Raw genomic sequence first — 25,279 nt, 5'->3', positions numbered from 1 at the left:
ATATCCGTATCGAATCTCAGGCGGCCAGCGGATGCGCATCGGCTGCGCGTGTCGCGGGCTGGGCCGCACCATCGCGCGCGAAACGCATGGCTTCGAGCAACGTAGCGTGATCGCCGATATGGTTTGCGAGCAGCAAAATGAGTTGCGCGTTCGCCGACTGGCTTTGCGCATCGTCGAGATCGCGATGCATGTCGATCAACGCCTCGTAGAAATCGTCGGGGCGGGCGAGATTGGGTTGCGTGTTCAAAGTCATGTCTGTCTCCTGCTATTTCTTTTGCGTCAGCGTCAGCGTCAACATCAACGTCAGGCCGTGCCCTCGACACATAACGCGCGCTTCAACGCCTGCTCGACGGCGTGCGTGTCGAGTCGACGCCAACGCGCGCACACGTGTTGATCGGGACGAATCAGATAGAACGTGCCCGGCTGCGCGTCGTAGCGCGCGTTGACCAGGCCTTCGATATCGTGGATCGTCGTTGCACCCGGCACCTCATCGGCCTTCGCCTCGCTCGTCACGACCACCAGATTCAGCGGAATCGGCCCGCTGCGCAAAACATCGAGTGCGGCTTGGGTGCCCGCATCGACACCCTGCGCGCCGCCGAACAACACGCCGGTAAATTGCTGACCGAGTTGCGGCAACAACCACGCGGCCTGACCTGCCAGCTCGACCGGTGCATCGACGCACGATGCACCCGGCACCATATTGCCTTCGAAACGCTCAACGTCCGCGGTATTGAGCGGCGAGTCGCGCAACACGGCCGGGACCGACAGGCGCCCGCTATTCGTCAGTTGCCGCGCGAACGGATGCTGCCGCGCCAGCTTCAACACCGCATCGCGGAACACGCGGCTCACCGGACTTTTCGGCGTGATGAAATCGGTCGAGCGGGTTGAGTTGCGGATGTTTTCGTCGGCGGCATATTCCCGCTCGCTTGCGTAGGTATCGAGCAGCGCGTCGGACGCGCGGCCTTCCAGCACCATCGCCAGCTTCCACGCGAGGTTTTCCGCGTCCTGCACGCCGCTATTCGCGCCGCGCGCGCCGAACGGCGACACGCCATGCGCCGAGTCGCCCGCGAACAGCACGTTGCCGTGCCGGAAGCGATCCATCCGCAGACAAGAAAACGTGTAGACGCTAACCCATTCCAGTTCGAACTTCGCGTCCGGCCCGAGCAGCGCACGCACACGGGGAATGACACGTTCCGGGGTTTTCTCCAGCACCGGATCGGCGTCCCAGCCCAGCTGGAAATCGATACGCCACACGTTGTCCGGTTGACGATGCAACAACACCGACTGATTCGGATGAAACGGCGGATCGAACCAGAACCAGCGTTCGGTGGGGAATTCCGCTTCCATCTTCACATCGGCAATCAGGAAACGGTCTTTGAAAGTCACGCCCTTGCTGTCCAGTCCCATCAACGTGCGCATGGGACTGCGTGAACCGTCGGCGGCCACCACGTAGCGGCCGCGTAAGGGGTACTGTCCGTCGGGCGTGTCCACCGTGAGGGTGACGCCGGCGTCTGCCGTGCCCGGCGCGCCGTTCTGCTGCACGCCGACCACTTTGCTCTTCCAGCGGATCTCGAGGTTGTCCATCTGCTGCGCGCGTTCCAGCAGAAAGCCTTCGACGTAATACTGCTGCAGGTTGATGAACGCAGGCCGATGATGCCCCGACTCCGGCTGCAGATTGAACGTGTACACGAGATCGTCCTGCAGGAACACCTTGCCGACATTCCAGCTGACGCCCTTCTCCACCATCCGCTGACCGCAACCCAGCCGGTCGAAAATATCCAGCGAACGCTTGGAAAAGCAGATTGCCCGCGAACCTGTGGACAGCGAACAATCGTCGTCCACCAGCACGACCGGCACGCCCTGCTGCGCGATGTCGATCGCAGTCGCGAGACCGACCGGCCCCGCGCCGACCACGATCACCGGATAAGCGGCTTCGCTTGCGCCGGTTTGCGATTGCGCTGCTTGCGCTGCTTGCGCCGCTTGCGCCGGTTGCGCCATTTGTTCCCGGCACGGCTGGTATTTGAACGACAGCCTCTGGTAGTCGATGCTCATCTCGTGTCTCCGTCCCTCTCGACTTTTTCTATGCAACGCTGGCGTCAGGCCTGCAGCGCGTCCCACATTTCCTTGTCGCGCTGCGCGGTCCAGATACGCGGATGCGCGATGCCGCTGGCTTCGTCGAAGGCACGCGACACGTCGAACGGCAGGCAATGCTCGTAGATGAACACATGGCCGAACTTCGGATCCATGGCCTTGCGCGTATGCGCCATCGCGCCCTTCAGATCGAGCTTCTGTTCGAATGCTTCGCGGCCGGCCTGCAGCAGGGTAGTGACGAAGTCTTTCGTATAGTCGAGGCCCTTGTTCACGTCGGCCGGCGACAGCAGTGCGGGACCGCGGCCCGGCACCAGCTTCTCGGCGTTCAGCGCGCGCAGCGCTTCGAGCGTGGCCGGCCACTGTTCGAGTTGCGCGTCGCCGCAATAGCAGGCCGCGTCGTATTCGACCAGATCGCCGGAGAACAGCACCTTTTGCGACGGCAGCCACGCGATGGTGTCGCCCTTCGTATGACCGGCGCCCAGATGCGCGATGCGCACTTCGAGCTTGCCGAGAAACAGCGTGATTTCCTTCTCGAACACGAGCGTCGGCCACGTCAGACCGGGCACCGTTTCGACACCCGCGAACAGACGCGGGAAGCGTTCGATTTCCGACTTCATGTCCGCTTCGCCGCGCTCGACGATCATTTCCCACGTGCCGCGGCTCGCGATGATTTCCTGCGCGCCTTCCTCGAAATACGCCGAAGCGCCGAGCACGCGCACTGCGTGGTAATGCGACAGCACGACGTATTTGATGGGCTTGTCGGTGACGCTGCGAATCTTCGCGATGAGGTCTTGCGCCATGGCCGGCGTCGCGGTCGTATCGACGATCAGCACGCCGTCGTCGCCGATGATCACGCCTGAGTTCGGGTCGCCTTCGGCGGTGTATGCGTAAGCGTTTTCAGACAGCTGGGTCCACGTGACTTTCTTGACTTCCAGGTCTGCCTGGGATGCGAATGCCTTTGCCATGTTTGTCTCCCTCAAAAGTTGGTTGGGAGGCGAGACATGGCCGGACGCAGCGTAGAAGCGTGCGGTATTGGAGGATTGTCTCGCCCCGTTTGACTCTGTGACTGCACCGGTACGTCGGGGTGAAGGCATATTAGGGCGACGCCCAGTTATTTGTCAATGGCGAAATGTATCGCTATACGCAAATTTTCTGGCCGGTAAGATCACATCTGGCAGCGCGGGCCTGACAGGCAGGCCTTCGTTTAACATGGACCCTTTTCACGGACGAGCGCGGTGTGAGCAAAGCAGTCAAACCGGTCACGCTTGACGCGACGGGCGCGCCCACCGGCGCCGTCGCGGGCGGCAAGCCGCAACGCGGTATTCAAAGCGTCGAAGTGGGCGGCCGGGTGTTGCAGGCGCTCGCTCAGGCGCGCAATCCGCTCGCACTGTCCGATCTCGCCACCGCCGCGCAGATTGCGCCGGGCCAGGCGCACGCGTATCTGGTGAGCTTGAGCCGGCTCGGGCTGATCAAGCGCGACGAGTTGTCCGGGCGCTACGAGCCCGGTCCGCTGGCGCTGCGTCTCGGGCTGCTGCGTCTGGAGAACCAGCCGGCTTTTCGCGCCGCCGTGCCGCGGGTTGCCGTACTGGCCGAAGCCATCGGCTTTAGCGTCGCCATCTGTATTGCCGGCCCCCAGGGGCCGACCATCGTCCGTTATGAACACGCGGGGTTTCCGCTGCACGTGAACCTGCATGTGGGCACCGTGATGTCGTTGCCGGCCACCTCGACAGGCCGGGTGTTCTGCGCGTACCTGCCGCGTGCGGCGCTCGACGGCATGTGGGCGAACCAGTCCGGCGCGTCGGGCGAAGCGCTGACGCCGCCGGAACAGAGCGCCGCGTTCGACGCCGATCTGCTCGACATCCGCGCTCGCGGACTCGCGTGCAGCGTCGATGCGCCGAGCCCCGGCATCAGCAGTTTGAGCGCGCCCGTGCTGGATCGCGAAGGCGGCTTGTGTCTCGCGCTGACGGTGATCGGCTCCACCGGGGCGATCGACGTTCGCGCCGATGGGCCGACCGCGCGCGCGCTGCTCGTCGCCGCGCGGGAGATTGGCGCCGGGTTGGCCGCGAGCGCGGCCTTGCCGGTGTCGTTTGCATCATGAGCGATTCCCTCGAAACGAAACCGCAGCGCGGCATCCAGTCGCTCGACAACACCGGCGAATTGCTCGCCGCGCTGGTGGCGGCCGCCCGGCCGCTGAACCTGCGCGATCTGGCCGCGGCTGCGGGCATGCCGCCGGCCAAGGCGTTTCCGCATCTGGTCAGTCTGTTGAAAATCGGCTTGCTCGAGCGCGATGCGTCCGGCTGTTTCGAAGCTGGGCCGCTTGCGCTGGAACTCGGGCTGATCGGCTTGCAGCGCCTGTCGCCGACCCGGGAAGCCGAGCCGGAGGTGGTCGGGCTGGCGCTCGCCACCGGCATGAGCGTCGCGATGGCCGTGCTCGGGCCGCTTGGGCCGACCGTCGTGCGTCTTGAAGAGTCGGCGCGGCCACTGCACGTGAGCCTGCGGGTGGGCACGGTGATGTCGCTGGTGAATACGGCGATCGGCCGGGTGTTCTCGGCTTATGTTGCGGACGACGTGCGCCAGGGTTTGCTGACGCTGGATCATCTGCGGCTGGCGGGGGCGTCTGGGGATTTGCCCGAAGGCTACGAACAGCGACTCGAGCAGATTCGCGCCGCGGGCATCGATACCGCGGTCAGCCGGCCGGTGCCGGGTATCAGCACGCTGGCGGCGCCGGTGCTGGATCACACGGGCGCCATCTGCCTCGTGCTCGCGCTGATGGGACCGAGCGGCAGCTTCGACCATGAACTGGCCGGCGAGCCCGCGCGAACGCTGGGCGCGGCGGCGCTGAGGCTGTCGTTGAGGTTCGGGTGGATGACGGCAACGGGCGGCGAGAAATAATCGTTTTGCGAGGAAAAGGCTGGTTTGTAATCGTTTTGAGAGGCGAATAATTGAAATGATGCGCGCGACGCCTTTAATCGTTTTTGTGGATGAACGGCGTTTTATAATCGTTTTGAGCGCGGAATAATTGAAACTGAGCGAATCCGGGCCAAAGAAACCGCTCGGGTGTTACTCGCGCCTGTCCCGTACCGGATTGAAAATCATGCCGCAGATCGGTTATCAATGGCTGTCCAACCAATACGGCGTCGTGCCGGTGCACCCGTTCGCCGTGCAGAGCGAAATCGGCCGCACACGCTTCACGTCCACGGACGGCGATATCCGCCGGGAGGTTTATCCCGAGCCCTATCGCCCGTCGCCGACCCTCCCGGACAATCTGACCTTCGCCTTCCGCCACGAGGGCATCCATCTGGAATTTCTCGCCCGGCTGTATGCGATTCCGGCGGTGCGCGGTGAACTGGAGGCGTGGGCGCAGCGCGAGCCCACCGGCGCCTATGCACGCCGTGCCTGCTTCTTTTATGAATGGCTGATGCCCGAGCGGCTGAACGCGCCCGACACCGTCCGTGGCAATTACGTCGAGGCGCTGAATCCGGCCGAGTTCGTCGTGGGCGCGGTCGTGAACAACGCGCGTTGGCGCGTGCGCGATAACCTGCCGGGCAATCGTGATTTCTGCCCGGTGATCCGGCGGGTCGAAGCCGTTCAGCGTGCCGAAACTTACGATCTCGCCTCGCCGCTCGCCGATCTCGAGGCCGACTATGGCATCGACCTGATTCTGCGCAGCGCCGTGTGGCTCACCGTGAAGGAAAGTCGCGCGAGTTTCCTGATCGAGCGGGAGCAGGACGACGAAGACCGCATCCGCCGCTTCGCCGCTGTCATGGAAAGCGAATGCGGGCGGCACGCCGATCCGTTCGACGCGGCCACGCTGGATGTTCTGCAACGTGGCATTCTCGGCCGCTCGGCGCTGCGTTACGGCATTCGCCGTTCGCCGGTCTACGTGGGACACGTGGCGCGCTATCAGCCGGTGGTCGACTACATTGCGCCGGCATGGGAACGTATCGACGCGATGCTCGGCGGCTTGAGCCGTTTTCTTGCGCGGACCGCAGGCGGCGCACCGATCGTGCGTGCGGCGGCGGCCTCGTTCGGCTTCGTCTACGTGCACCCGATGGCGGACGGCAACGGCCGCATCTCGCGCTTTCTGATCAACGACATTCTGCGTCGCGACGGTGCGGTGCCCGCGCCGATCATCCTGCCGGTGTCCGCCACGATCACCCACAGCACGCGCGATCGCGCCGCCTATGACAAGGTACTGGAGCGGTTCTCCCGCCCGTTGATGAAACACTATGCGGACCGGTACGAGTTCGGTAAAACCGCGGTCGGCGAAGACGGCGTCGAATACAACCTGCACTTTCACGCATACGACGACGCCTTACCCGCATGGCAGTATCCCGACCTCACGGCGCACGTAATCTATCTGGCGGATGTCATCGATGCCACGTTGACGCAGGAAATGCGCACCGAAGCGCGCTTCCTGCATTCCAACGACACCGCGCGACGCGCCATCAAGGAGTTTCTCGAAGCGCCGGACACCGACCTCGACGCCATCATCCGAAGCATCCGGCAGAACGCAAACAGCGTGTCGAACAGTTTGCGCAAGCGCTATCCGCTGTTCGACGAGCGGCCAGAATTGATACCCCAAATCGTCCAGGCGATCAGCGAGTCTTTTGGGGAAGAGGAAGAGTGACGACTTGCAGCACCAGCCTCAGTCCGCCTCCTCCAATCCGCCTCGAACCTGCACCTTCAGCCGGCTCGTCGCCAGTACCGATATCAGCAGACACAGCGCGACATAAGCCGCGGGCGCTGCGGGGTTCCCGGTCGACTTCAGCAGCCACGTCACGACCAGTTGTGCCGTCCCCCCGAACAGCGTCGCGCTCGCGGTATAAGCGATAGAAATGCCCGTGGCGCGCAGACGCGGGGGGAATGCCTCCGACATCAACGAGAACTGCGGCGCCGATCCCATCGTGTAGAAGAGCACCATCACGCAGAGCATGGTCAGAATCACGGGCATCGATGGAAACCGACTCGTGACGAGAAAGCATGGGTACAACAACACGATCAGGATGCCCCGTCCGATGAACATCGGACGCTTGCGATTACCCTTGCGGTCCGACCACGCACCGAAGACAGGCGCCGCAACCAGCGTCACCAGTCCGGCGGCAACCCCAGTGGAAAAAGAAGTACTGGCAGGTAATCCGAGTGTGTGGATCACGTAGGTCGGCATATAGAACAGCAGGATGTAGTTCGAGACCGTACCGCCCATTACCATCAGCGTGACCAGCAACAGGGTCTTGCCATGTTGCGTGAGAAGCATCCGCAGCACACCTCGTTCCGCACGATGCGCGTGCTGCGACTCCCCCCTTTCCGGCAGCGCGTTGCGCAGATAAATTCCAATCGGCGCGATGAGTGCGCCGGCAAGAAACGGCATGCGCCATCCCCAGGAAAGCATGGCTTCGTTCGATAACAGCGCGGTGAGCAATTGGGCAACACCCGCGCCCATGATCGCCGCCCCGCCCTGACTGGCCAACTGCCAGCTCGCCCGAAAACCGCGTCGCCCGGCGACGCCTCCCTCCACGAGCATGGCGGTCGCGGCGCCGAATTCGCCGCCTTGCGCGAAACCCTGAACGAGTCGACCCATCACCACGATCACCGGCGCAGCGAGGCCGATCGTCCCGTAAGCGGGCGTGAGACCCACGGCCAGTGTGCCGGCCGCCATGAGTAAAAGAGTCAACGACAACGCCGCTCTTCTGCCCGCGAGATCCGCATAGATCCCGAGTACCACGCTCCCGACAGGACGCGCGAGAAAGCCGACGGCAAATGTCGCGACGGCGAGCAATAGCGAAGTAGTGGAATCGGCTGCCGGAAAGTACACGCGGCCAATGAAGATCGAGAAGAAGCCGAACACCGTAAAGTCGAATGCTTCGAGCCAGTTCCCGATCACGGCAGCGACGACGAAGCGGGAGCGATTCCGGTCCTGACTTGCCGGATCCACCACTAGCCTTTCACCGGGCGCTGCCAGTTCTCTATCCAATTCCATTTCCTGCCTCTTTTTATCGCGCGACGCTGCCGTATCACCGTGGCTGTCGCTAACTATTCCAATCTCGCCAGCAACATATCGGCATCAAAATGCTTTGAAAAGATGCTTTTTTCTTTTGCGTGCTGCCTTTTCGACAACGCGCACGACAAGTCCCGATCCAGCCTCTCCCCGCTCTCTCTTCCGCCTTCGTCCCGAAAGGCAAAGGCGCGACCCGCCCTGTCAAATGGCCTGTTTTTGACACTCATAAATTGAGCCTGCACTACCGGCTTTCTGCGAGTCCACTCATTAGGGCAACGATCATTTCCTTCTCTACCAACTCATGCTCACACTGAAATCACGCTCAAGACTGTCGGCTTGCGCCCGGCGCCTGATCTATCTGCTCGCGGGTCTCGCGCTTGCCGGCGGCGCCCATGCGCAAAGCTCGATTACGTTGTACGGCATCATTGATTCCGGTATCGAATATGTGAACAATGTCGGCGCGTCTCGCAGCACTGTTCTCCGCACACCGCAGATCACCGGCACGCTTCCGTCGCGCTGGGGCCTCCGCGGCAAGGAAGATCTCGGCGGCGGACTCAGTACCGTGTTCGTGCTGGAGTCGGGATTTGCAACCGGCCAGGGTTCTCTCAATCAGGGCGGCCGACTCTTCGGCCGGCAAGCCTACGTGGGAATCAGCAGCGACACCTGGGGCACGCTGTCTTTTGGCCGGCAGTATTCGCAGATCTATTGGGGGTTGATTGGCGATACGCTCGCACCCAACCTGTTTGCCGCCGGTGTACTCGACGGCTATCTGTTCAACTCACGCGACGACAATGCGATTGTGTGGTCGAAAACCATTCAGGCCTTCACCGTCGGCGTCACCTATTCGTTGGGCCGGGATCAGGTCGCATCGGCCGCAGCGGGCGGCTGCGCACAATCGGCCGATGACTGGAAAGCCTGTAAAGCCATGTCGGCCATGCTCAAGTACGACCCGGGTACATGGGGCATAGCCGCGGTATTCGACCGCAATATCGGTGGCGGCGGAGTGGGCTCCCCGCTGCCGTCCAGTTCGCAGACCGACACGCGATATGTCCTCGACGGCTACTTCAAACTACGCACGCTCACCGTAGGCGGCGGATTGATTCACCGCGTCAACGAAGCATCGCTGACTCCGACCAGTAATTACTGGTTCGGCGGCGCGACGTACGCGCTACTCCCTCAGGTCGTACTCGACGCGCAATACGGACTGTTACGCGTGCGTGGCGCATCGGCCGGTGCATCGGCCGTCGCGGTGCGCGCCATGTATCTGCTGTCCAAATCCAGTGCGACTTACGTCACGGCCGGCCGCGTATTCAATCAGGCGCAGGCTGCCTTCACTATCGACGGCGGTAATGCGACCACGTCGTCGAATCCCGCTTTAGGCGTGAATCAGACCGGCGTCATGGTGGGAATACGGCACCTCTTCTAAGCGACAACACCCACCAGAGTTCATGACATGGCCGGTTATCCAGGCCGGCTATTCATTTCGACATTCCTACAGGAGCACACCTTGCAATCCATCTCCAATCCCGTTCGCCAGCTTCTGCTTTTCGAGCGAGAACTTTATTCCGAAGGCGGCGCCGCGGTCGTTCCACCGGCACGGCACGTGGTCGCTGCTGCGGTGATCGCCAATCCGTTCGCGGGCTTGGGCGCGGCCGACCGGGCCCATTTAAATGCACTGGCAGAGTTGTCCGAACGAGTCGGCACGACGCTCACTGCGATGGCGCTCGCGCGCTTTCCCGCAGATTGCAGCCCGACTGCGTATGGCAAGGCTGTAATTGTGGGCCTCGACGGCGAGCGCGAGCATGGTGCCGCACTCATTCATGCGAGTCTGGGCAAACCGATGCGTGCGGGCCTCGGCGCAGGCCCGGCATTGATACCCGGCGTCGCCAAGTTGGGAGGACCCGGGGCATCGGTGGATCTCGCTTTCGGCGACGCTGACGACGCATGGAACTTCGACGCGATGGACTCCATGGAAGTCTGTGTTCCGGGCTCGCCCGCAGCCGACGAGTGCGTGCTGTTCGTCGGCTTCGGCACTTCACGCGCCAACGCAAGGGTGAAGAAAAGCACCTAGCGCGTGTATCGCCGGCTGCTCACTGCGTAATGGCGGTCGTCTTCCCGCCAGCGTGTAGCGGAGCAGCCGAAGCTTTGCTGGAACCAGCGCGAGAAGGTACTCAAACTGCTGAAGCCGACTGCCTGCGCGACATCGGTTAAAGGCAGGCTGCCACCACTTAGCTGGAGGATGGCAATTTCCGATCGCACCTGATTGAGCAGACTCGAATAGGAAAGCCCTTTCTGCTGGAGCCTGCGGCTCAACGTGCGGCGATCGATACCCAGCTCCGCCGACACGCTCTCGACCGTGCAGCAGTCCTCCGGCAACAGTCGGGTAATGACGCGCCCTACTTCCTCCTCGAAAGTCGGCGCGGTGCCTTTCGCCTCGAACGCGATCAGTTCCCTCGCACGTCGTCTCAGCACTTCCGGCACAGAACTGATACGCCGGTTCCAGTCGGCCCGCGAAAAAATCACCCCGGAGATAAGTTGGTCGTAGTTGAGTTCGCTTCTGTAAAAACGCTGCTGCAACGTGGTGTGGGCAGGCTTCGAATGCGAGAAACACATTGCCACAGGATTCCATTCAGGGCCGACGAGCCAACGGATCAGCATCACGAGACCGCACCCGCAAAACTCCGTCGCCTGAACGCCTGCTACGCTCGTAGCAATTCTGAACGACACGATGGGCCGGGGCGTGTGCGCATCGGTCTGAATAAAAGTACTGTTGCCATGCAGATGGATATTTTCCGCCAGCGTGCCCATTGCGTCGCCGAGCGTGGCTTCCTCACGCAACAGCAAGGTCAGCATGCCGAGGTCCGGCAATCCGCGAGCAAGCGAAGCACGAAAGCCGAAGTCGGACCAGCCGGTCCGCTGCGCGCCCAGCTCCAGCAGACGATTGACCGAGTCGGCCGGCAACAGCATGTCCGGATGCGTCGACCAGTCCAGCGACAGATTCGTCTCGTTCAACAGTGCGGCGCAGTCAAAGCCGATTTCCCGGGACGCGGTTTCGAGACCGGTCAGCATCGCCCCGCGTACGAAGCGCGTCAGACTGGACTTGCTCTTGTGAGCCACAGTTTCGTTCATCACCTCTCCTCGTATTGCGAAAGACCGCCGGACGCAAAAGTAAGGCGCCGAAAATGACTTGAAAAGATGCTTTTTTATGGAATGTGCTAACTTTTCGGCACCACACGAGGCCACGCTATGAAGACACAACAGTTGCAGGTATTCGTCACCGTGGCGCAGGAGCGCAGCCTGCGGGCCGCGGCACGCAAGCTCGGGCTCACGTCGCCGGGCGTCATGCGCACGATTCAGGAACTCGAAGCCGATACCGGCGTGCAACTGATGACCCGCAGCGTGCGCGGCATCGAACTCACCGGCTTTGGCCAGGCGCTCGAACTGCGCGCCAACCGTTTGCTGCAGGATATCCAGCGGGCTCGCGACGAACTGACCCAGATGCAGGGTGAAATGCTCGGTCAGGTCAGCTTCGCCTGCACCTCGGCGATTGCCGTGGTGTTAGCCGGGCGGACGCTGAAGCGTTTTCGCGAGCGTGCGCCGTTTGCTCAGGTGTCGATTGCGGAAGAGCGCTTCCCGCTAAACATACGACGGCTGCGCGAAGGCTCCGTCGACTTCATCGCCTCTCACGTCATGCCAGGCGAAGTGGACGGCGACATGCGTCAGATTCACCTGTTCGATTCCGATTTCGTCGTCATGGCGCGCAAGGACCATCCTCTGCTACGGGCGCGGAAGCTGGCCGATCTGAAGGACGCAGAATGGTTCGTGCCGGCATCCTACGACGGCGCGAATCACAGCATCATGGCCGACACGTTCGCCGCGGCCGGTCTGCCGATACCCGAGCGGTTGACCCGCTACGTATCGTTCTCGGTCACGCTGGGCTTGGTGACCGAAGCCGATGTGATCGGCTTTTTTCCGCGCATGCAACTCGACAGCCTCAAGCTTCTGGGACTCCGGCAAATCAGACTCGAAGAACCGTTGCCGAGCTTGCAAACCTGTGCAATCGTTCGGCGAGATTTCCCATTGACGCCGGTCGCGCATCACTTCCTCGACTGCCTGAGAGTTTGCGCGGCCGAATTGAGCGGGCAGGAGAACCGTGTCGGCTGACGTGTCCCGGAATCTCCCGCTGCCACACGGGCAGTCAGCTGAGACTGCCTTCGTGATCCTGCCAGATGCCCGGCGCAAGCCTGAGCGTTTGCTCCGCCGGGTACGCCTGCTGCCAGTAGGCGGCGCATGCGGCGCTCGTGCAACTCCACACGCCGGGCTTCTCCCGCACGTAGGACAGAAACTTGTCGAGCCCACGCAGCCGGTTCGACCACCCCGCATGCTCGGGATGAAGCGTGATTTCGAAGTGACGTCCCCGTTGATATTGCGCGTCGAACTCCGCCAGCCAGTTTCGCAGCAGCACGTCCCCGTTTTCGATGCCCGAGCCTTTTCGCGGATACATGATGAAATACAGATCGTTGAAATGGTAGTAATACGGCAAGGCCAGCAGAGAGCGCCGCGTTTGCGCATCCGTCACCCAGTAATACGGAATGTCGTCGGCTAGCCCGTTGCCGATGTAGTGATACCCGGCATCGATCAGCAGATCGACTGTATTCGCGCTCACGGAGCCCACCGCAAACGGATCGCTGCCGCGAGGCAAACAGAACCAGCCCGCCGGCGCCTCACCGATGATTCCGGCAACCAGTCGCGACGCTTCATCGATCCGGCTCGCCTCTTCGTCGCGGGACAGCAGCGCCGGATCTTCACCCTTCAGTCCCGCCACGGCAATCTCGTGACCCGCACGATGCAACGATTCGATCCTCCCGCGATACAGCACCGCGAGCCACGCCGGCACCGCGAACGTCACTTTCATCGCATGCCGGGTCAGCACGGCCAGCAGACGATCGAGGCCCTCCCCCATTGCAAACACCGCCTCGCTCGAATCGAGGTCGCTGGCTTTGAGTCCGTCTGCAGCGTGTGCCATTCCTAAATCGACGACGACACGCACCGCACAGCGAGATGCGTCAGGCCAGCGAACCTCCTTATCGTCGAGGGTCCTTTCGTCGCTCGTCGTATAGCGTTCTTTCCACGGCATACCAATCTCCAATCAAAGTCTCAGGGCTGCAGCGTTCGCGGGGGAAACGTGTCGTAGCAGTAACGGGCCACCGCCTCGCAAGTCGTGAACCACACATCGGTGTACTGCTTCATTCGAACGATCAGTTCGTCCAGCATCGCAATGCGCAAAGCGCGTCCCGATACGTACGGGTGCAGGCAAATATTCAAATATCCCCCGCGCTCGTATTGGGCGAGAAACGCGTCCCACCATAGTTCGAGAACGCGTTCGGGATCGCTCAGCCGCTGGGCTTCCGCACTGCTGCCCATCCAGCCGAAGTTGAAGAACTGCGTGTCGGTGAGCGCCGCGTGATAGGGCAATTCGAGCAGGCAGTTCGCCCCTGACGGGTCCGCCAGGTAATAAGGCATCTGGCTCGCCGACCGGACGCTGTTGTAGAGATAACCCGCGTCTTTCAACGCGCCGTTCGGATAAAAGCTGCGCGTGCCGACCGGCGCTCGCCCGATGAATTGGGTCAGCACCGCCGTCGTTTTCGCTATGTGGTCGATCTGCCAGTGCAATTCTTTCGGGGTTCTATGTTCCCACATGTGGTCGGCGAGTTCGTGACCGCCGGCCACCGCTGCCCGTAACGACTCCGGAAACAGTTCACCGATGCGGCCCGGCGTAAAGAACGTGGCCGGTATCTCGTGTTTGCCGAAGAGTTCGAGCAACCGCCAGATGCCCACGCGACCGCCGAATTCGCCCTTCGCCAGTTGTAGAACCGGTTCGCCGAGAGCCCGACGGAACAGCATCGTGTCGTAGTCCGCCGTCAGGTTGACGGCCATCCGTACCCCGTAAGGCCAGGCGAAGCCTTCGATCGGCTCGACCCTGTTCCGTTCTTGCGCAACGACCCGCGCGAGTTCATCCAGACCGGCGTCGTGCCGGTCCCCATGCAAATCATTCGGTGAGTGCATACCGCTTTCTCCTGACAGGTTCTGATCGAGCCGTTAACCGACGGCAACCGGCGACACCTTGTCGACCAGCCAGCGGGCGTAAGCCACGAGGCGATAGTCGTCGTGCCGCTGCCCAATGAGTTGAATACCGAGTGGCAGCGCATTGACGGAAAGCATCGGAACGGCAAGCGCCGGCGCGAGCAGCAATGAAGCCGGCAGTGCGAATGCGGGGTTGCCCGTGCCGGACGGCAGCGGATCGCCTTGCACGTTCTTCAGCGCTTGCAATGGCGTCGCGGGACCGGGCGCGGTCAAACTGATGAGCGCGTCGCCAATCGGCGCCAGCGCTGAGAATCGCTGCTGGGCCTGGCTACGCTGATGCAGCGCGACGCGATAGTCGTCGACGGTCATCGCCCGTGCTCTGTCCAGCGAGGCCAACGTGCTGTCGCTCAGGGTGGCATGCTCGCGCACCAGGTTCTCGAGCGCCCAACGGTTTTCGAAAGCCAGGATGCGGCCCACCAGATCCGCCGCGCCGGCCAGGCTGGTTTCGAACGCTTCGATATGGGGATCGTCGCGGCGCTGCAGGACGACGACACCTTGCTCACGCAACTGGTCGAGCACCTGCATGAATGCGCCCCGCGTGACGGCATCCGTCTGCTGCCAGCCATCGCTTTCCATGACCATAAGGCGCGACGGCCTACTGCCTCGCGGAGTCGGCGCCGGGCCAAACAGCCCGGGATGACCTGGATCGCCGCCCGCGCGACGCCCGATTTCATGAGTCACGGTCCACAGATCTTCCAGTGAACCGGCATGAACACCGACGCAACTCTGGCTATAGCCTTGACGTTCGCCACGATTCAACGCACCGAAGGTCGGCTTGATCGCATAGTTAGCGCAATAACCGGCCGGGCGAATGATGGACCCGCCGACCTGCGTGCCGATGGCAACAGGCAGCATCCTTGCGCCAATGGCGGCGGCCGATCCACTCGACGATCCGCCCGGCGTCCTCGTTGCGTCGAAGGGATTGGTCGTGACCGAAGGATGTCCGCCACCGAGTTCAGTGGTCACCAGTTTGCCGAGAATAACGGCGCCGGCCGCACGCAAAGCCTGGACGCTTGCCGAATCGACCGTGCCCTGTGACGATTCATTGCCGGCGATTCCCTCGCCCGTCGGCAGATCGCGCGTCTGGATCAGATCCTTGATGCCGACCGGCATGCCGTCGATAGCCGATAGAGGTTTGCCGGCCCGATAACGTCGCGTGGCCTCTTCCGCCTCTGCCCGTGCGACGTCGATACGCAGCGCTTGCCACGCTCTCACGGTGGGGTCGCGCTCCTCGATCGCCGCAATGCAGCGCTCGAGATAAGCGTGCGGACTGTCGGCGCGCTCGAGAAAAGCCGGTACCGCGTCGTGGAAAGTCAGCGCTCGAAAAGTAGATGGATCGTACGGCATGGCGACGGACATACATGGCTCCAACAGATGACAAAGACAGACGAAAGGCCGCTTCCCGCGCTCAGTCTTCGAGTGGGGAAAACGCCGATTCCTTGATGAAGAGAAGCGTTGGCAACGACACCAGCACGGCCGCTATCAGAAAGAACATGTGAGCGAGCGGCGAACCGGTTCTGGCAATGAGCCACACCGCGATGAAAGGCGCGAAGCCGCCGGCAGCCGAAGTCGTCAATGCGATAACCATGTTCAACCAGGTCGAACGTCGACTGGTACGGAACTGCTCGGCCATCACGGCGGGGAAAGGCCCGCATGCCGCGCCGACTATCGCGCCGAGTACGATCTGCATGGCCACCAGACTGCCGAAGCGGATCGCCTGCAGGTGGTCCAGCAGATAAAGCAGCGAATAGGGAACGACGAGCAGTGCGATCATGGAACCCAGCAGCACGGGCTTACGGCCAATCCGGTCGGACCATGCGCCCATTAACGGTGTCGTGACGACGATGGTCAGAAGCCCGATACTGTTCGCCCACAGCGAGTCGCTCGGCGAAACCTTTTCGAATCGCTGCATCCACACCGGCATGAACACGAACAGCAGATAGAACGCGGCCACACTGCCGATCGGAAAAACGATCATGTTCACGAACGTCGGCCACTCACGAGTTCTGCGAGACACTGGAACGCGGCTCGCCTGCGACGATGCACTCGCCAACGCAGCCCGGCTTCTCTGCGCTTCGAAAGCAGGCGTTTCCGCAAGGCTGCGGCGCATCAGCATGCCAAACGGTCCAATCAGACCGCCTAGCAGAAACGGCACACGCCAGCCCCACGCATTCATGCTCTCGACGGATAACGTGGTGTTGAGCAATGCAACCACTGCCGAACCCAGCAGTAGCCCCGTCATCATGCCGACCTGCTGGAAACTGCCCCACAGACCTCGCTTGCCTTCGGGCGACCATTCGACGATGAACGACATCGAACTGCCGGCCTCTCCGCCCGCGGAGAAACCCTGCGCACATCGCGCTACGACCAGAAGAACCGGCGCCATCAAGCCGATGCTGCGATAAGTGGGCAGCACGCCGATTAGCGCCGTGGCGATCGCCATCGAAAAGAGCGTTACCAGCAGCGCGAGTTTTCTGCCTTTGCGGTCCGCCAGGTAACCGACGATCAGTCCGCCCAGCGGTCTTGCCACATAGCCGATACCGAAGGTGAGAAAGGTGGACAGAAGCGCTTCTGCGCTGCTCTGCCCCTGAAAAAAGTTTCTGGAGATGAACGTAGCGACGTACGCGTAGACCGCGAAGTCGTAGTACTCCAGCATCGTTCCGACGGTGGCGCCGAGCACGACACGCAAACGGCTGGAAGAACGCGACCGGTATTCGAACGTGTACGGACTGGTATCGATCTGTTCGCTGGGTATCATCTTCTGTTATCCAAAGGAATGGGGATAGACGAGTTCGAACGGCACGAGACGTCGATGTCTCATGCCTGAACCGTTTCAGAGGAGATGAACTGTACAGCGACAAAACCACGCTATTTCGCAGATGAAGACACCTGCTTTGCGGTTTGGGACATGCGCGTCGGGCAAAGGTGGATTGCGCTATAGATCGGCAATCCTGTCTGCGCAATGGAGACGTTGGGCGACGGTCCGACCTCGACTCAGAATCGATGAGTCGACAGGCACGGACCGCCGGTCATCCAGCAGTTGAGCTTACTTCGCCGTCGGCATCGCGAACTCCGCGCCCTTCTCCGTGCTCTCGGGCCAGCGCTGCATGATCGACTTCTGACGGGTATAAAAACGCACGCCTTCTTCCCCGTAAGCATGGGTGTCGCCGAACAGACTGCGCTTCCATCCGCCGAACCCGTGCCACGCCATCGGCACCGGAATCGGCACGTTGATGCCGACCATGCCCACCTCGATGCGCCGGCCGAACTCGCGCGCAATATTGCCGTCGCGCGTGTAGCACGCGACGCCGTTGCCGAATTCGTGCTCGTTGACCAGATCGACGGCTTCAGTAAAGTCTTTCACTCGCACGCAAGCGAGCACCGGCCCGAAGATTTCTTCCTTGTAGATGCGCATGTCCGGCGTCACGTGATCGAACAGCGTCCCACCCGTGAAGAAGCCTTCTTCATGTCCCGGCACCTTGAGTCCGCGACCGTCGACCACCAGGCTCGCGCCTTCTTCGACACCCACCGCGATATAGTTTTCGATCCGCTCCAGAGCCTGACGCGTGACGACCGGGCCCATTTCGGCGTCCGCATTCATGCCGTTGCCGATCACGAGCGCACGGGCGCGCTCCGCGAGTCGCGGAATCAGCCGGTCGGCCACGTCGCCCACCAGCACCGCGACCGAGACCGCCATGCAGCGCTCGCCCGCCGACCCGTAACCGGCACCGACCAGCGCATCGATCGCCTGATCGATATCCGCATCCGGCATCACGACCATGTGATTCTTCGCGCCGCCGAGCGCCTGCACGCGCTTGCCGTGCTTCGCACCCGTCTCGTAGATGTAGTTGGCGATCGGCGTCGAACCGACGAAGCTGACAGCCTTCACGTCGCGATGCGTGAGCAACGCGTCGACCACCACCTTGTCGCCCTGAACGACGCTGAACACGCCATCCGGCAAACCCGCTTCCTGCAACAGACGCGCCATGAACAGCGCCGCCGACGGATCGCGCTCGCTCGGTTTGAGCACGAACGCATTACCCGCCGCAATCGCTACCGGGAACATCCAGCACGGCACCATGCACGGAAAGTTGAACGGCGTGATGCCGGCGACCACGCCGAGCGCCTGACGCGTCGTCCAGTTATCGATACCCGTGGACACCTGCTCGGTATAGTCGCCCTTCAACAACTGCGGAATGCCGCAGGCGAATTCGATCACGTCGATGCCGCGCGACACCTCGCCTTGCGCGTCGCTGAACACCTTGCCATGCTCCGCCGTGATGATGGCCGCGAGTTCGTCGCGATGACGGTTCATCAGTTCGAGGAAGCGGAGCATCACCCGGGCGCGCCGGATCGGCGGCGTGTTGCTCCAGCCCGGGAACGCCTTCTTCGCGCTGGCCACCGCCGCATCGACATCCGCCGGCTCGCCGAGGCGCAACGTACGGGCTTGCGCACCGGTTGCCGGGTTGAACACGGGCTGGGTCCGGGTGCCGGAACCCGGCGTCGCACGTCCGTCGATAAAGTGCCCGACATCCGCTTTGTCTGTGTAGCTTTGCATGGCCTGCCTCGTTCGCGATAGGGAAAAACGCAGTGTAGAAAGCTCGCCGCCCTTTGCACAGACGCTATACTTGAATTGATTGTTTTCTATAGCGAACAATACCCGTATGGAAACGCAAAAAATCGAAGAACTCTGGACCCACCTTTACTGGCTGACCGTGCTGTCGAATCAAGGCAGCTTCACGGGCGCGGCGGCACGCCTCGGCGTCAGCAAGGCGGCCATGAGTCAGCGCGTCGCGGAACTGGAGCGGGCGGCCGGTGTATCGCTGGTCCAGCGCACCACGCGCAGTGTGCGGCTCACCGAGGCCGGGCAGCGGCTCGTCGAGCAGACGCGCGGGCAATTCGACCAGATCGCCGAGAGCTTTTCGAACGTGCGCGATTCCGCCGGGGTGGCGCGTGGCGTGGTCCGCGTCACGGCGCCGGTTGCGCTTTCACGGCAGCAGTTGCTGCCCCGGCTGGCAGAATTTCTTCGCGCGAACCCCGAAGTGCGGGTTCAACTGGAATTGTCCGACCGGCTCGTGTCGCTGGCGTCGGAAGGCTTCGATCTCGCGATCCGGCATAGCGCGTCCGCTCCCGAAACGCATGTCGCGACCGCCCTGTGCAAGACGGAGTCGGTGATCGTGGCGACCCACGCTTATCTGCGTCGGCGCGGCACGCCGACTTCGCCGCGAGATCTGAGCGACCACTCGTGTCTGTTCTACCCGCGCGGACAGGAGTCGCCGGTATGGACGTTCGACAAGGCGACGGGCCGCAAGGCATCGGCGGAAAGCGTCACCGTTCCCATCGACGGGCCGCTTGCCGCTAACAATAGCGAAGCGCTTCGTCAAGGCGCGCTGGACGGACTTGGCATTGCGCTGCTGCCCGACTTCAGCGCGCAGCAGGAACTGCGTGCGCGCAAACTCGTGAGGCTCTTGCCCGACTGGCGGCCTGTCGGCGCGTTTGCCGAGCAGCTATTCGTGGTTCGTCCGTATGCGTCCCATGTGCCGCTCGCGGTGTCGACCTTCGTCGCCTATCTGCGCCACGCGTTTGCCGACGGGTTTGCGGAGTAGCCCGGCTTGCCGTCGCTCAGCGCATCGGGAGCACGGCTTCGTACTCGGGAATCCAGCTCACACGTTTCACCTCGGCAATCTGGTCCGTGCAATGCGGCCTCGGGTCGTAGCGCGCGTCGAGATAGATCGGCGCATCCGCGCGCAGCGGCAGCACCGTCAGCAGTAACGGCGCGTGCGGGTCGATCGCGACGTTGCGCACGCCGATCCGCCACGGCAGGCCGTTGTAGAAATGATCGTCGATCATCGCCGCGCCTGAAAACAGGCGGCCGACATCGCCGCTGTATTCGATCGACAGATAGGCATTGCTGAGCCCCGGCGCCGCGAGCGCCTGCTCCGGCACATCGAGCCGCCATGCGGCCGCTTTGCCGAAGCTTTCCGGCCACGGTTCGACAGCGGCGTTCGCCACGCCGCCAATCTCGATGGCGGCCACGGGGCGTGCGGCTCGCGTAGGCACGACGCTTACGTCGAACGCCTGCTCGGGCATGCTGACCTCGAAGCGCTGGAACACATCGTGACGCGGCGCTTCGACGAGCGCATGCGTAGTCGTCTGACTCGAACTCGACACAGGCACACGATCGAGCGGCGGATACACGGCCACCTCGAACGAAGCCACGCCAATCGAACGCAGTACGAGATCGCCGTCACGCTCGAACGCAAGCGCGTCGGTCATGATCAAGCGGCGGCGTCCATCGACCGACAGGACGCTCATGCGCTCGATATCGGCGCGTGCGAGCGTCATTAGCGTGATGCGTGTGCCGTTGGCACTGTCCACGGTAAATGTCTCGCCAACGGTTGGACGAACCCGCCACACATCCTCCCGCAGTTCGCCCATTTGCATCGACGATTGCGAATCACATCGCACGGTCGACGCCTCGAACGCGAACTCGGGCACGACACCATCGGTCGCGCAAAACACGTACACGTCTCCCTTTTCCGTAGCAATTCGCGTCACCGGTTGCGCGCTCGCATAGCGCAAACGCACGCCACCGCCACCACCGCCGCCACCGCCGAGTTCCATCCCGATGGGCCAAACGAACGACACGCCCGGCGCGATGTCGACCGGCTCACCCGGAAACGTCACCGTCTGCGTGGCGAGCTTCACGGAGAACCGGGCATCGCGGCAGGTGGTCATCGGATACTGCCGGACATGCCTGTTGAAAAACACGAAGCCGCTATCGCCATTCGCACGCACCGAAAACCGCGGCGTTTGCAGATCGTCCGCGCCGCGCGACAGCACATCAGGCGCATAGACGGCGCACGCCGCCAGCGCGCTACCCCATTCCCGTAGAAACAGATGCATCGGTCGCACCGCGCCGAGCGCCGCATGCGGCTCCCCGTTCGCGCCGAATGGCGCCTGGAAGTCATAGTTGACGATTGGCAGATCGTTATAGCCGCCGGTCGCCGTCGACTCCTGTCCGTCGAGATCGCCGGGCGGATTGCGGCCGCCGTGCAGCATGTAATAGCCATACAGATTGACGCCCGAGCCAAGCTGCACCGGCAACATGGCCGCGATATCGGCGGGGTCGAGCACGGGCCGGCGCCGATACATGGCCGGCACGCCGCCACCGTATTCGGCTCCGAGAAACGGCGTTTCGTGCGCCACCGAATCGGCGTCGCCGGGTTCCGCGTTGTGCGTCTGCGCGCCGAGGTCGCCGCCCACACGGCTCGTAAAACGAAAACCATAGACCTCGTTAGGCGCCGACATCGACTGCGACACGCCCCACGGCAAATCCGGATAGCCGCCGAAAACAGGCGCCACGTCGCGCTGCGGAAACACCGCGTTGTCCCAGCCTGTCACGGTGTAGAGCGGCGCATCGAGTCCGGCTTCGCAAGCCAAAGTTTTGAGCGTTGCGATATGGGCGCGGCCTTGTTGCGCACCGGTCAGGTTGTACTCGTTTTCCAGCTGGATCCCGATGACGGGACCGCCGTCTTTCCACATCAGCCCGCTCAACTCACGCGCGATCTCGTCGTAGAAACGCCGCACGTAGTCGAGATAGAGCGCGTCGTCGCACCGCGTCGGCACCTGATCGACCACCCATGCAGGCAGGCCGCCATAGCGCACTTCCGCATGCACCCACGGACCGATCCGCGCAAACACGGTCAGACCGTGCCGCGCGCACGTCTCGACGAAGCGCCGCAGATCGCAACGGCCGCTCCAGTCGAAGCGACCGGCGCAAGGCTCGTGATATCGCCAGATCACGTAAGACGCAACGATATCGACACCGGCGGCCCTAACCTTCGCCAGTTCGTCGTCCCATTGCGACTCGGGGATCCGCGCGTAGTGCACCTCGCCCATCACCGGCAGCCACGGTTCGCCGTCGCGCGTCAGATAGCGACTGTTGATGCCGAGCGTCGTGCCATCCGGCGCGACGTTCGAGCCCATTCGCACAGTGCCGTCGACGGGCCGCGAGACCGGCTTGCTTGCATCCACATGGGGCAACGTACCCGTCGAGGCAGGCCGAACGTCGTCGCCATCGTCAGCGGCACGCGCGCTCATGCGGCGAGCCACGCGCAGACGTCGGCGGTGCCGAGCGTGCGCTCGCCGAGCACGAAGCGCGCGTCCGCGGGCGCCGGTGCATCGACGGACTGCGGGCCGAAGTTGAATGCGAATGTCACGTCGCCATGCCGGCGCACGCGCAGGCCTTCGGCCAGTCGCGCGACCGTAAGTCCCGCCGCGCGCGCTGCGTGCTCCACCAGCGCGCGATGCAGCGGCGCATCGAACCACGCCGCCGCGTAGCGGACGTGATCCTTAGCGATGACCGCCGGCCAGCCATCGTCGAAACGCGCGAGCACTTCGACGCCGTCGCGCGCTTCCAGATGTTCGCGCCAGTGCAACGCGATCCCTTCGACGCCGTCGAAGGTCGTGGCGGGTTGCAGCGTCGGCCGCAACGAATCGACTTCGATCACCTTGGCCGGCAACAGCGACTGCAACGCACCTGGCGGCAGTTCAGGCGGAATCGCGAAGTCTTCGGTCTTCGACCCCGTACGTGGACCGATCAGCCATTGCGCGTTCGACGCCGCCATCTTCTGCACGAAGCCGGCCGGCAGCCTGGCCAGGCTCGGCACGACGACCAGCGCGTAGCCCGACAGGTCCGCGTCGGCCGACACGATATCGACGTTGAGCGCCATCTCGCGCAGCGTCCGGTAGTACTCGAACGCGAGCGTCTGATAATCGAACGCCCTGGCGTGCCGCTGAATCTCGAAGATCCACTGCGTTTCGTAATCGAACACCAGCGCCACCGGCGCACGCGAGCCCGCGCCGCCTTGCTTCAGTTTGGCGAGCGTGTCGGATTGCGCGATTTCCCGCGCTGCGCGCGCCACTTCGCGCCCACCTGGCGACAACGTGTTGTCCGGCAGATTAAGACCCGAATGCAACTGCTCCTGCGCGAACGGCGCCTGCCGCCAGCGGAAATACGACACCAGCTCCGCGCCGTGCGCCAGGGCTTCATACGCCCACAGACGCACCATGCCGGGCGCCGGCACCGGATTCCACGGCGCCCAGTTCACCGGCCCCGCTTCCTGCTCCATCACCCAGAAACGGCCGTTGCCGATCGCGCGGTAGCGGTCGTGATCGAAGGCCGACACGTCCGGGTGACCGGTGCGCGCATAACGCGCCTTGTCGTCCTCGCTCAGCGCGATGACCTCGGTGCGCGCAATCGGATAACTGTCCCACGTCGCGACGTCGATGCTGCCGTTCGCCGCAAAGCGGTAGTGATCGAAGGTCGTGAAGAAGCCCATGAAGTTGTGCAGCATGTCCGCATGTGGCGCGTAACGGCGCAACACGTCGACCTGCTCGCGATGGAAACTCGCGACTTCGTCGGACATGAACCGGCGGAAGTCGAGCAGATGAACGGGATTGGCGTCGGTGGGCGTGAGATGCGGCAGTTCGATCGTCTCGAACGACGGATACTCCATGCTCCAGAACACATTGCCCCAGCGCTCGTTCAACTGTTCGACGGTTTCATAACGCGCGGCGAGCCATCCCTGAAAACGCGCGCGCGCCGCCGGCGAATAGCTCGGCACGGTATCGTGACAGCCGAGTTCATTGTCCGTCTGCCACGCGATCACATTGGGATGCGCGCCATAACGCGCGGCCATCGCTTCGACGATGCGCAAGCCTTCGCGCCGGTACGCCTCGCTCGACATGTCGTAGTGACGTCGCGAACCGTAATGCCACGTGGTGCCGTCGGCACGCACCGGCAGGATGTCGGGCATCGCATCCACCAGCCATTTCGGCGGCGACGCGGTCGGCGTGCCGAGCACGATTTTCAGACCGGCGTCGGCCAGCGTGCTCACCGCGCGATCGAGCCAGCTCCAGTCGTAGGCGCCCGCGCGCGGCTCCATCCGGCTCCAGGCGAATTCGGCGATGCGCACATGCGTAATGCCGAGTTCGACCATGCGGCGGGCGTCGTCGGCCCACATCGATTCGGGCCATTGTTCGGGGTAGTAGCAGACACCCAGTTGCATTGTTCATTTCTCCAGGAAAGCGAAGTGCGGCGCGCACGGCAAGCCATGCGGCGGCAGATGAAGTAGTCGGCGTTTCCGGTACGCCGTCGGATCTGGCTGCGTCAGCCTTTGCTCGCGCCGAACGTCAGGCCCGCGACGAAGTGTTTCTGCATCGCGAAGAACATCAGCACCGACGGCAAGGCCGCGAGCACCGAGCCCGCCGCGACGAGATTCCACGCGGTCGTCCATTGCCCCTTGAGCGCCGCGACGCCGACGGTCAACGGCGCGGCGTCGTCGCCTTGCGTGAGACACAGCGCCCAGAAGTAGTCGTTCCACACGAAGGTGAAGACGAGAATGCCGAGCGCGGCGAGCGCCGGGCGAATCAGCGGCAATACGATGCGCGCATAGACGGTCCATTCGCTCGCGCCTTCCACGCGCGCCGCTTCGATCAGTTCGAATGGCAACTGCTTGATGAAGTTACGCAGAAACAGCGTGCAGAAACCGGTCTGAAAACCGATATGAAAAATGATCAGCGCCCACACCGTGTTGTAGAGCCCCACCTTCAGCGCCATGTCGCGCACGGGAATCATCAGGATCTGCACCGGCACGAAGTTGCCAGCCACGAACGTGAACAACACGACGATGTTGCCGCGGAAGCGATACGTGGCCAGTGCGAAACCCGCCATCGACGCCAGCAGGATCGCGCCCAATACCGACGGCACCGTAATCAGCACGCTGTTGGCGAAGTAATGCAGCATCGGCGTCTGCGTAATGGCCGTGCCGTAGTTGTCGATCAACGCGAAGTGTTTGGGCCATGTCCAGTAATCGCCTTGCGACAGTTCGTCCGACGAGCGGATGGACGTAACCAGCACGGCGAGCATCGGCAGCAGCCACACGAATAGCGCGAGCGGCAGCGACGCTTTGTAGAGCACACGGCTCCACGGTTTCCAGCGTTCGACGGGAAGCGGATACATGTCGTTTCTCCTGAAACGGA

General features: G+C 62.9%; 20 protein-coding genes. 7 read left to right on the top strand and 13 right to left on the bottom strand.

Annotation, left to right across the window (positions count from 1 at the left end; genetic code table 11):
- Positions 1-16 precede the first annotated feature (16 nt).
- Genes FQ746_RS04340 through FQ746_RS04330 form a run of 3 tightly spaced genes read right to left on the bottom strand, consistent with a single transcriptional unit; the run spans position 17 to position 3,056 of the window.
- The gene (locus tag FQ746_RS04340; RefSeq protein WP_144107690.1) at positions 17-253 is read right to left on the bottom strand and encodes a DUF2783 domain-containing protein; all 237 of its coding nucleotides are present in this window, start codon (positions 251-253) and stop codon (positions 17-19) included.
- Between the two features lie 50 nt (positions 254-303).
- The gene (locus FQ746_RS04335; protein WP_144107689.1) at positions 304-2,052 is read right to left on the bottom strand and encodes an FAD-dependent oxidoreductase; all 1,749 of its coding nucleotides are present in this window, start codon (positions 2,050-2,052) and stop codon (positions 304-306) included.
- A 44-nt stretch (positions 2,053-2,096) separates the two neighbouring features.
- Complete coding sequence (locus FQ746_RS04330; protein ID WP_144107688.1) at positions 2,097-3,056, bottom strand: MBL fold metallo-hydrolase; 960 nt, start codon at positions 3,054-3,056, stop codon at positions 2,097-2,099.
- Between the two features lie 272 nt (positions 3,057-3,328).
- On the opposite strand from FQ746_RS04330, the gene FQ746_RS04325 reads away from it, so the two are divergent.
- The 3 genes from FQ746_RS04325 (at position 3,329) to FQ746_RS04315 (ending at position 6,721) form a co-directional block, all read left to right on the top strand.
- Entirely contained in the window at positions 3,329-4,189 is an 861-nt protein-coding gene (locus FQ746_RS04325) for an IclR family transcriptional regulator (protein ID WP_144107687.1), read from the top strand.
- Positions 4,186-4,983 carry an IclR family transcriptional regulator gene (locus FQ746_RS04320; RefSeq protein ID WP_144107686.1) on the top strand — a complete coding sequence of 266 codons (798 nt, stop codon included), beginning with the start codon at positions 4,186-4,188 and terminating at the stop codon, positions 4,981-4,983. Before FQ746_RS04325 ends, FQ746_RS04320 begins: the two co-directional genes overlap by 4 nt.
- 202 nt (positions 4,984-5,185) lie before the next feature.
- A complete protein-coding gene (locus FQ746_RS04315) occupies positions 5,186-6,721 on the top strand; it encodes a Fic family protein (RefSeq protein WP_144107685.1) in 1,536 nt (511 codons plus the stop codon).
- A gap of 18 nt (positions 6,722-6,739) precedes the next feature.
- Here the strand turns inward: FQ746_RS04315 and FQ746_RS04310 are convergent, their stop codons facing one another.
- Complete coding sequence (locus tag FQ746_RS04310; RefSeq protein ID WP_144107684.1) at positions 6,740-8,071, bottom strand: MFS transporter; 1,332 nt, start codon at positions 8,069-8,071, stop codon at positions 6,740-6,742.
- 319 nt (positions 8,072-8,390) lie between these two features.
- Here FQ746_RS04310 and FQ746_RS04305 point away from each other — a divergent pair, with 319 nt between their 5' ends.
- Both FQ746_RS04305 and FQ746_RS04300 read left to right on the top strand, forming a co-directional pair.
- Complete coding sequence (locus FQ746_RS04305) at positions 8,391-9,515, top strand: porin (RefSeq protein ID WP_144107683.1); 1,125 nt, start codon at positions 8,391-8,393, stop codon at positions 9,513-9,515.
- Between the two features lie 27 nt (positions 9,516-9,542).
- A complete protein-coding gene (locus tag FQ746_RS04300; RefSeq protein ID WP_144107682.1) occupies positions 9,543-10,160 on the top strand; it encodes an amino acid synthesis family protein in 618 nt (205 codons plus the stop codon).
- On the opposite strand, the gene FQ746_RS04295 is transcribed toward FQ746_RS04300, so the two are convergent.
- Complete coding sequence (locus tag FQ746_RS04295) at positions 10,157-11,218, bottom strand: AraC family transcriptional regulator (protein WP_144107681.1); 1,062 nt, start codon at positions 11,216-11,218, stop codon at positions 10,157-10,159. The two genes, FQ746_RS04300 and FQ746_RS04295, sit on opposite strands and share 4 nt — an antisense overlap.
- A 117-nt stretch (positions 11,219-11,335) precedes the next feature.
- Here FQ746_RS04295 and FQ746_RS04290 point away from each other — a divergent pair, with 117 nt between their 5' ends.
- Positions 11,336-12,253, top strand: coding sequence for a LysR substrate-binding domain-containing protein (locus FQ746_RS04290; protein WP_144107680.1), 918 nt, complete (start codon positions 11,336-11,338; stop codon positions 12,251-12,253).
- A 34-nt stretch (positions 12,254-12,287) separates the two neighbouring features.
- Here FQ746_RS04290 and FQ746_RS04285 read toward each other — a convergent pair whose 3' ends face one another.
- The 5 genes from FQ746_RS04285 to FQ746_RS04265 form a co-directional block, all read right to left on the bottom strand.
- Positions 12,288-13,115 carry a polysaccharide deacetylase family protein gene (locus tag FQ746_RS04285; RefSeq protein WP_186310635.1) on the bottom strand — a complete coding sequence of 276 codons (828 nt, stop codon included), beginning with the start codon at positions 13,113-13,115 and terminating at the stop codon, positions 12,288-12,290.
- 131 nt (positions 13,116-13,246) lie between these two features.
- Complete coding sequence (locus tag FQ746_RS04280) at positions 13,247-14,155, bottom strand: polysaccharide deacetylase family protein (RefSeq protein WP_144107678.1); 909 nt, start codon at positions 14,153-14,155, stop codon at positions 13,247-13,249.
- A 33-nt stretch (positions 14,156-14,188) separates the two neighbouring features.
- Entirely contained in the window at positions 14,189-15,592 is a 1,404-nt protein-coding gene (locus FQ746_RS04275) for an amidase (protein ID WP_260853888.1), read from the bottom strand.
- Positions 15,593-15,641: 49 nt separating this feature from the next.
- Positions 15,642-16,991 carry an MFS transporter gene (locus tag FQ746_RS04270; RefSeq protein WP_144107677.1) on the bottom strand — a complete coding sequence of 450 codons (1,350 nt, stop codon included), beginning with the start codon at positions 16,989-16,991 and terminating at the stop codon, positions 15,642-15,644.
- Between the two features lie 288 nt (positions 16,992-17,279).
- Entirely contained in the window at positions 17,280-18,791 is a 1,512-nt protein-coding gene (locus tag FQ746_RS04265) for a CoA-acylating methylmalonate-semialdehyde dehydrogenase (protein WP_144107676.1), read from the bottom strand.
- A 106-nt stretch (positions 18,792-18,897) separates the two neighbouring features.
- Between FQ746_RS04265 and FQ746_RS04260 the strand changes: the two genes are divergently transcribed.
- A complete protein-coding gene (locus FQ746_RS04260; protein WP_144107675.1) occupies positions 18,898-19,839 on the top strand; it encodes a LysR family transcriptional regulator in 942 nt (313 codons plus the stop codon).
- A 16-nt stretch (positions 19,840-19,855) separates the two neighbouring features.
- Here FQ746_RS04260 and FQ746_RS04255 read toward each other — a convergent pair whose 3' ends face one another.
- From FQ746_RS04255 to FQ746_RS04245, 3 genes are all read right to left on the bottom strand, one after another.
- Entirely contained in the window at positions 19,856-22,336 is a 2,481-nt protein-coding gene (locus FQ746_RS04255) for a beta-galactosidase (RefSeq protein ID WP_144107674.1), read from the bottom strand.
- Entirely contained in the window at positions 22,333-24,306 is a 1,974-nt protein-coding gene (locus FQ746_RS04250) for a beta-galactosidase (RefSeq protein WP_144107673.1), read from the bottom strand. The genes FQ746_RS04255 and FQ746_RS04250 overlap by 4 nt, the downstream gene beginning before the upstream one ends.
- Positions 24,307-24,407: 101 nt before the next feature.
- Positions 24,408-25,259: a carbohydrate ABC transporter permease gene (locus FQ746_RS04245; protein WP_144107672.1), complete on the bottom strand. Its 852-nt coding sequence runs from the start codon at positions 25,257-25,259 to the stop codon at positions 24,408-24,410.
- Between the last annotated feature and the right edge of the window lie 20 nt (positions 25,260-25,279).

Source organism: Paraburkholderia sp. BCC1886, assembly GCF_900996245.1.
In the GTDB taxonomy this organism is placed as follows: Bacteria; Pseudomonadota; Gammaproteobacteria; order Burkholderiales; family Burkholderiaceae; genus Paraburkholderia.
The sequence above is the reverse complement of the archived record's forward strand: the minus strand, read 5'-3'. Positions and strand labels throughout refer to the sequence as shown.

Excerpts from the sequence above, each read along its gene's own strand:
- FQ746_RS04340 (WP_144107690.1), bottom strand. The coding sequence starts at position 253 with ATGACTTTGAACACGCAACCCAATCTCGCCCGCCCCGACGATTTCTAC.
- FQ746_RS04335 (WP_144107689.1), bottom strand. The coding sequence starts at position 2,052 with ATGAGCATCGACTACCAGAGGCTGTCGTTCAAATACCAGCCGTGCCGG.
- FQ746_RS04330 (WP_144107688.1), bottom strand. The coding sequence starts at position 3,056 with ATGGCAAAGGCATTCGCATCCCAGGCAGACCTGGAAGTCAAGAAAGTC.
- FQ746_RS04320 (WP_144107686.1), top strand. The coding sequence starts at position 4,186 with ATGAGCGATTCCCTCGAAACGAAACCGCAGCGCGGCATCCAGTCGCTC.
- FQ746_RS04315 (WP_144107685.1), top strand. The coding sequence starts at position 5,186 with ATGCCGCAGATCGGTTATCAATGGCTGTCCAACCAATACGGCGTCGTG.
- FQ746_RS04310 (WP_144107684.1), bottom strand. The coding sequence starts at position 8,071 with ATGGAATTGGATAGAGAACTGGCAGCGCCCGGTGAAAGGCTAGTGGTG.
- FQ746_RS04305 (WP_144107683.1), top strand. The coding sequence starts at position 8,391 with ATGCTCACACTGAAATCACGCTCAAGACTGTCGGCTTGCGCCCGGCGC.
- FQ746_RS04300 (WP_144107682.1), top strand. The coding sequence starts at position 9,543 with ATGGCCGGTTATCCAGGCCGGCTATTCATTTCGACATTCCTACAGGAG.
- FQ746_RS04295 (WP_144107681.1), bottom strand. The coding sequence starts at position 11,218 with ATGAACGAAACTGTGGCTCACAAGAGCAAGTCCAGTCTGACGCGCTTC.
- FQ746_RS04290 (WP_144107680.1), top strand. The coding sequence starts at position 11,336 with ATGAAGACACAACAGTTGCAGGTATTCGTCACCGTGGCGCAGGAGCGC.
- FQ746_RS04285 (WP_186310635.1), bottom strand. The coding sequence starts at position 13,115 with ATGGCACACGCTGCAGACGGACTCAAAGCCAGCGACCTCGATTCGAGC.
- FQ746_RS04280 (WP_144107678.1), bottom strand. The coding sequence starts at position 14,155 with ATGCACTCACCGAATGATTTGCATGGGGACCGGCACGACGCCGGTCTG.
- FQ746_RS04275 (WP_260853888.1), bottom strand. The coding sequence starts at position 15,592 with ATGTCCGTCGCCATGCCGTACGATCCATCTACTTTTCGAGCGCTGACT.
- FQ746_RS04270 (WP_144107677.1), bottom strand. The coding sequence starts at position 16,991 with ATGATACCCAGCGAACAGATCGATACCAGTCCGTACACGTTCGAATAC.
- FQ746_RS04265 (WP_144107676.1), bottom strand. The coding sequence starts at position 18,791 with ATGCAAAGCTACACAGACAAAGCGGATGTCGGGCACTTTATCGACGGA.
- FQ746_RS04260 (WP_144107675.1), top strand. The coding sequence starts at position 18,898 with ATGGAAACGCAAAAAATCGAAGAACTCTGGACCCACCTTTACTGGCTG.
- FQ746_RS04255 (WP_144107674.1), bottom strand. The coding sequence starts at position 22,336 with ATGAGCGCGCGTGCCGCTGACGATGGCGACGACGTTCGGCCTGCCTCG.
- FQ746_RS04250 (WP_144107673.1), bottom strand. The coding sequence starts at position 24,306 with ATGCAACTGGGTGTCTGCTACTACCCCGAACAATGGCCCGAATCGATG.
- FQ746_RS04245 (WP_144107672.1), bottom strand. The coding sequence starts at position 25,259 with ATGTATCCGCTTCCCGTCGAACGCTGGAAACCGTGGAGCCGTGTGCTC.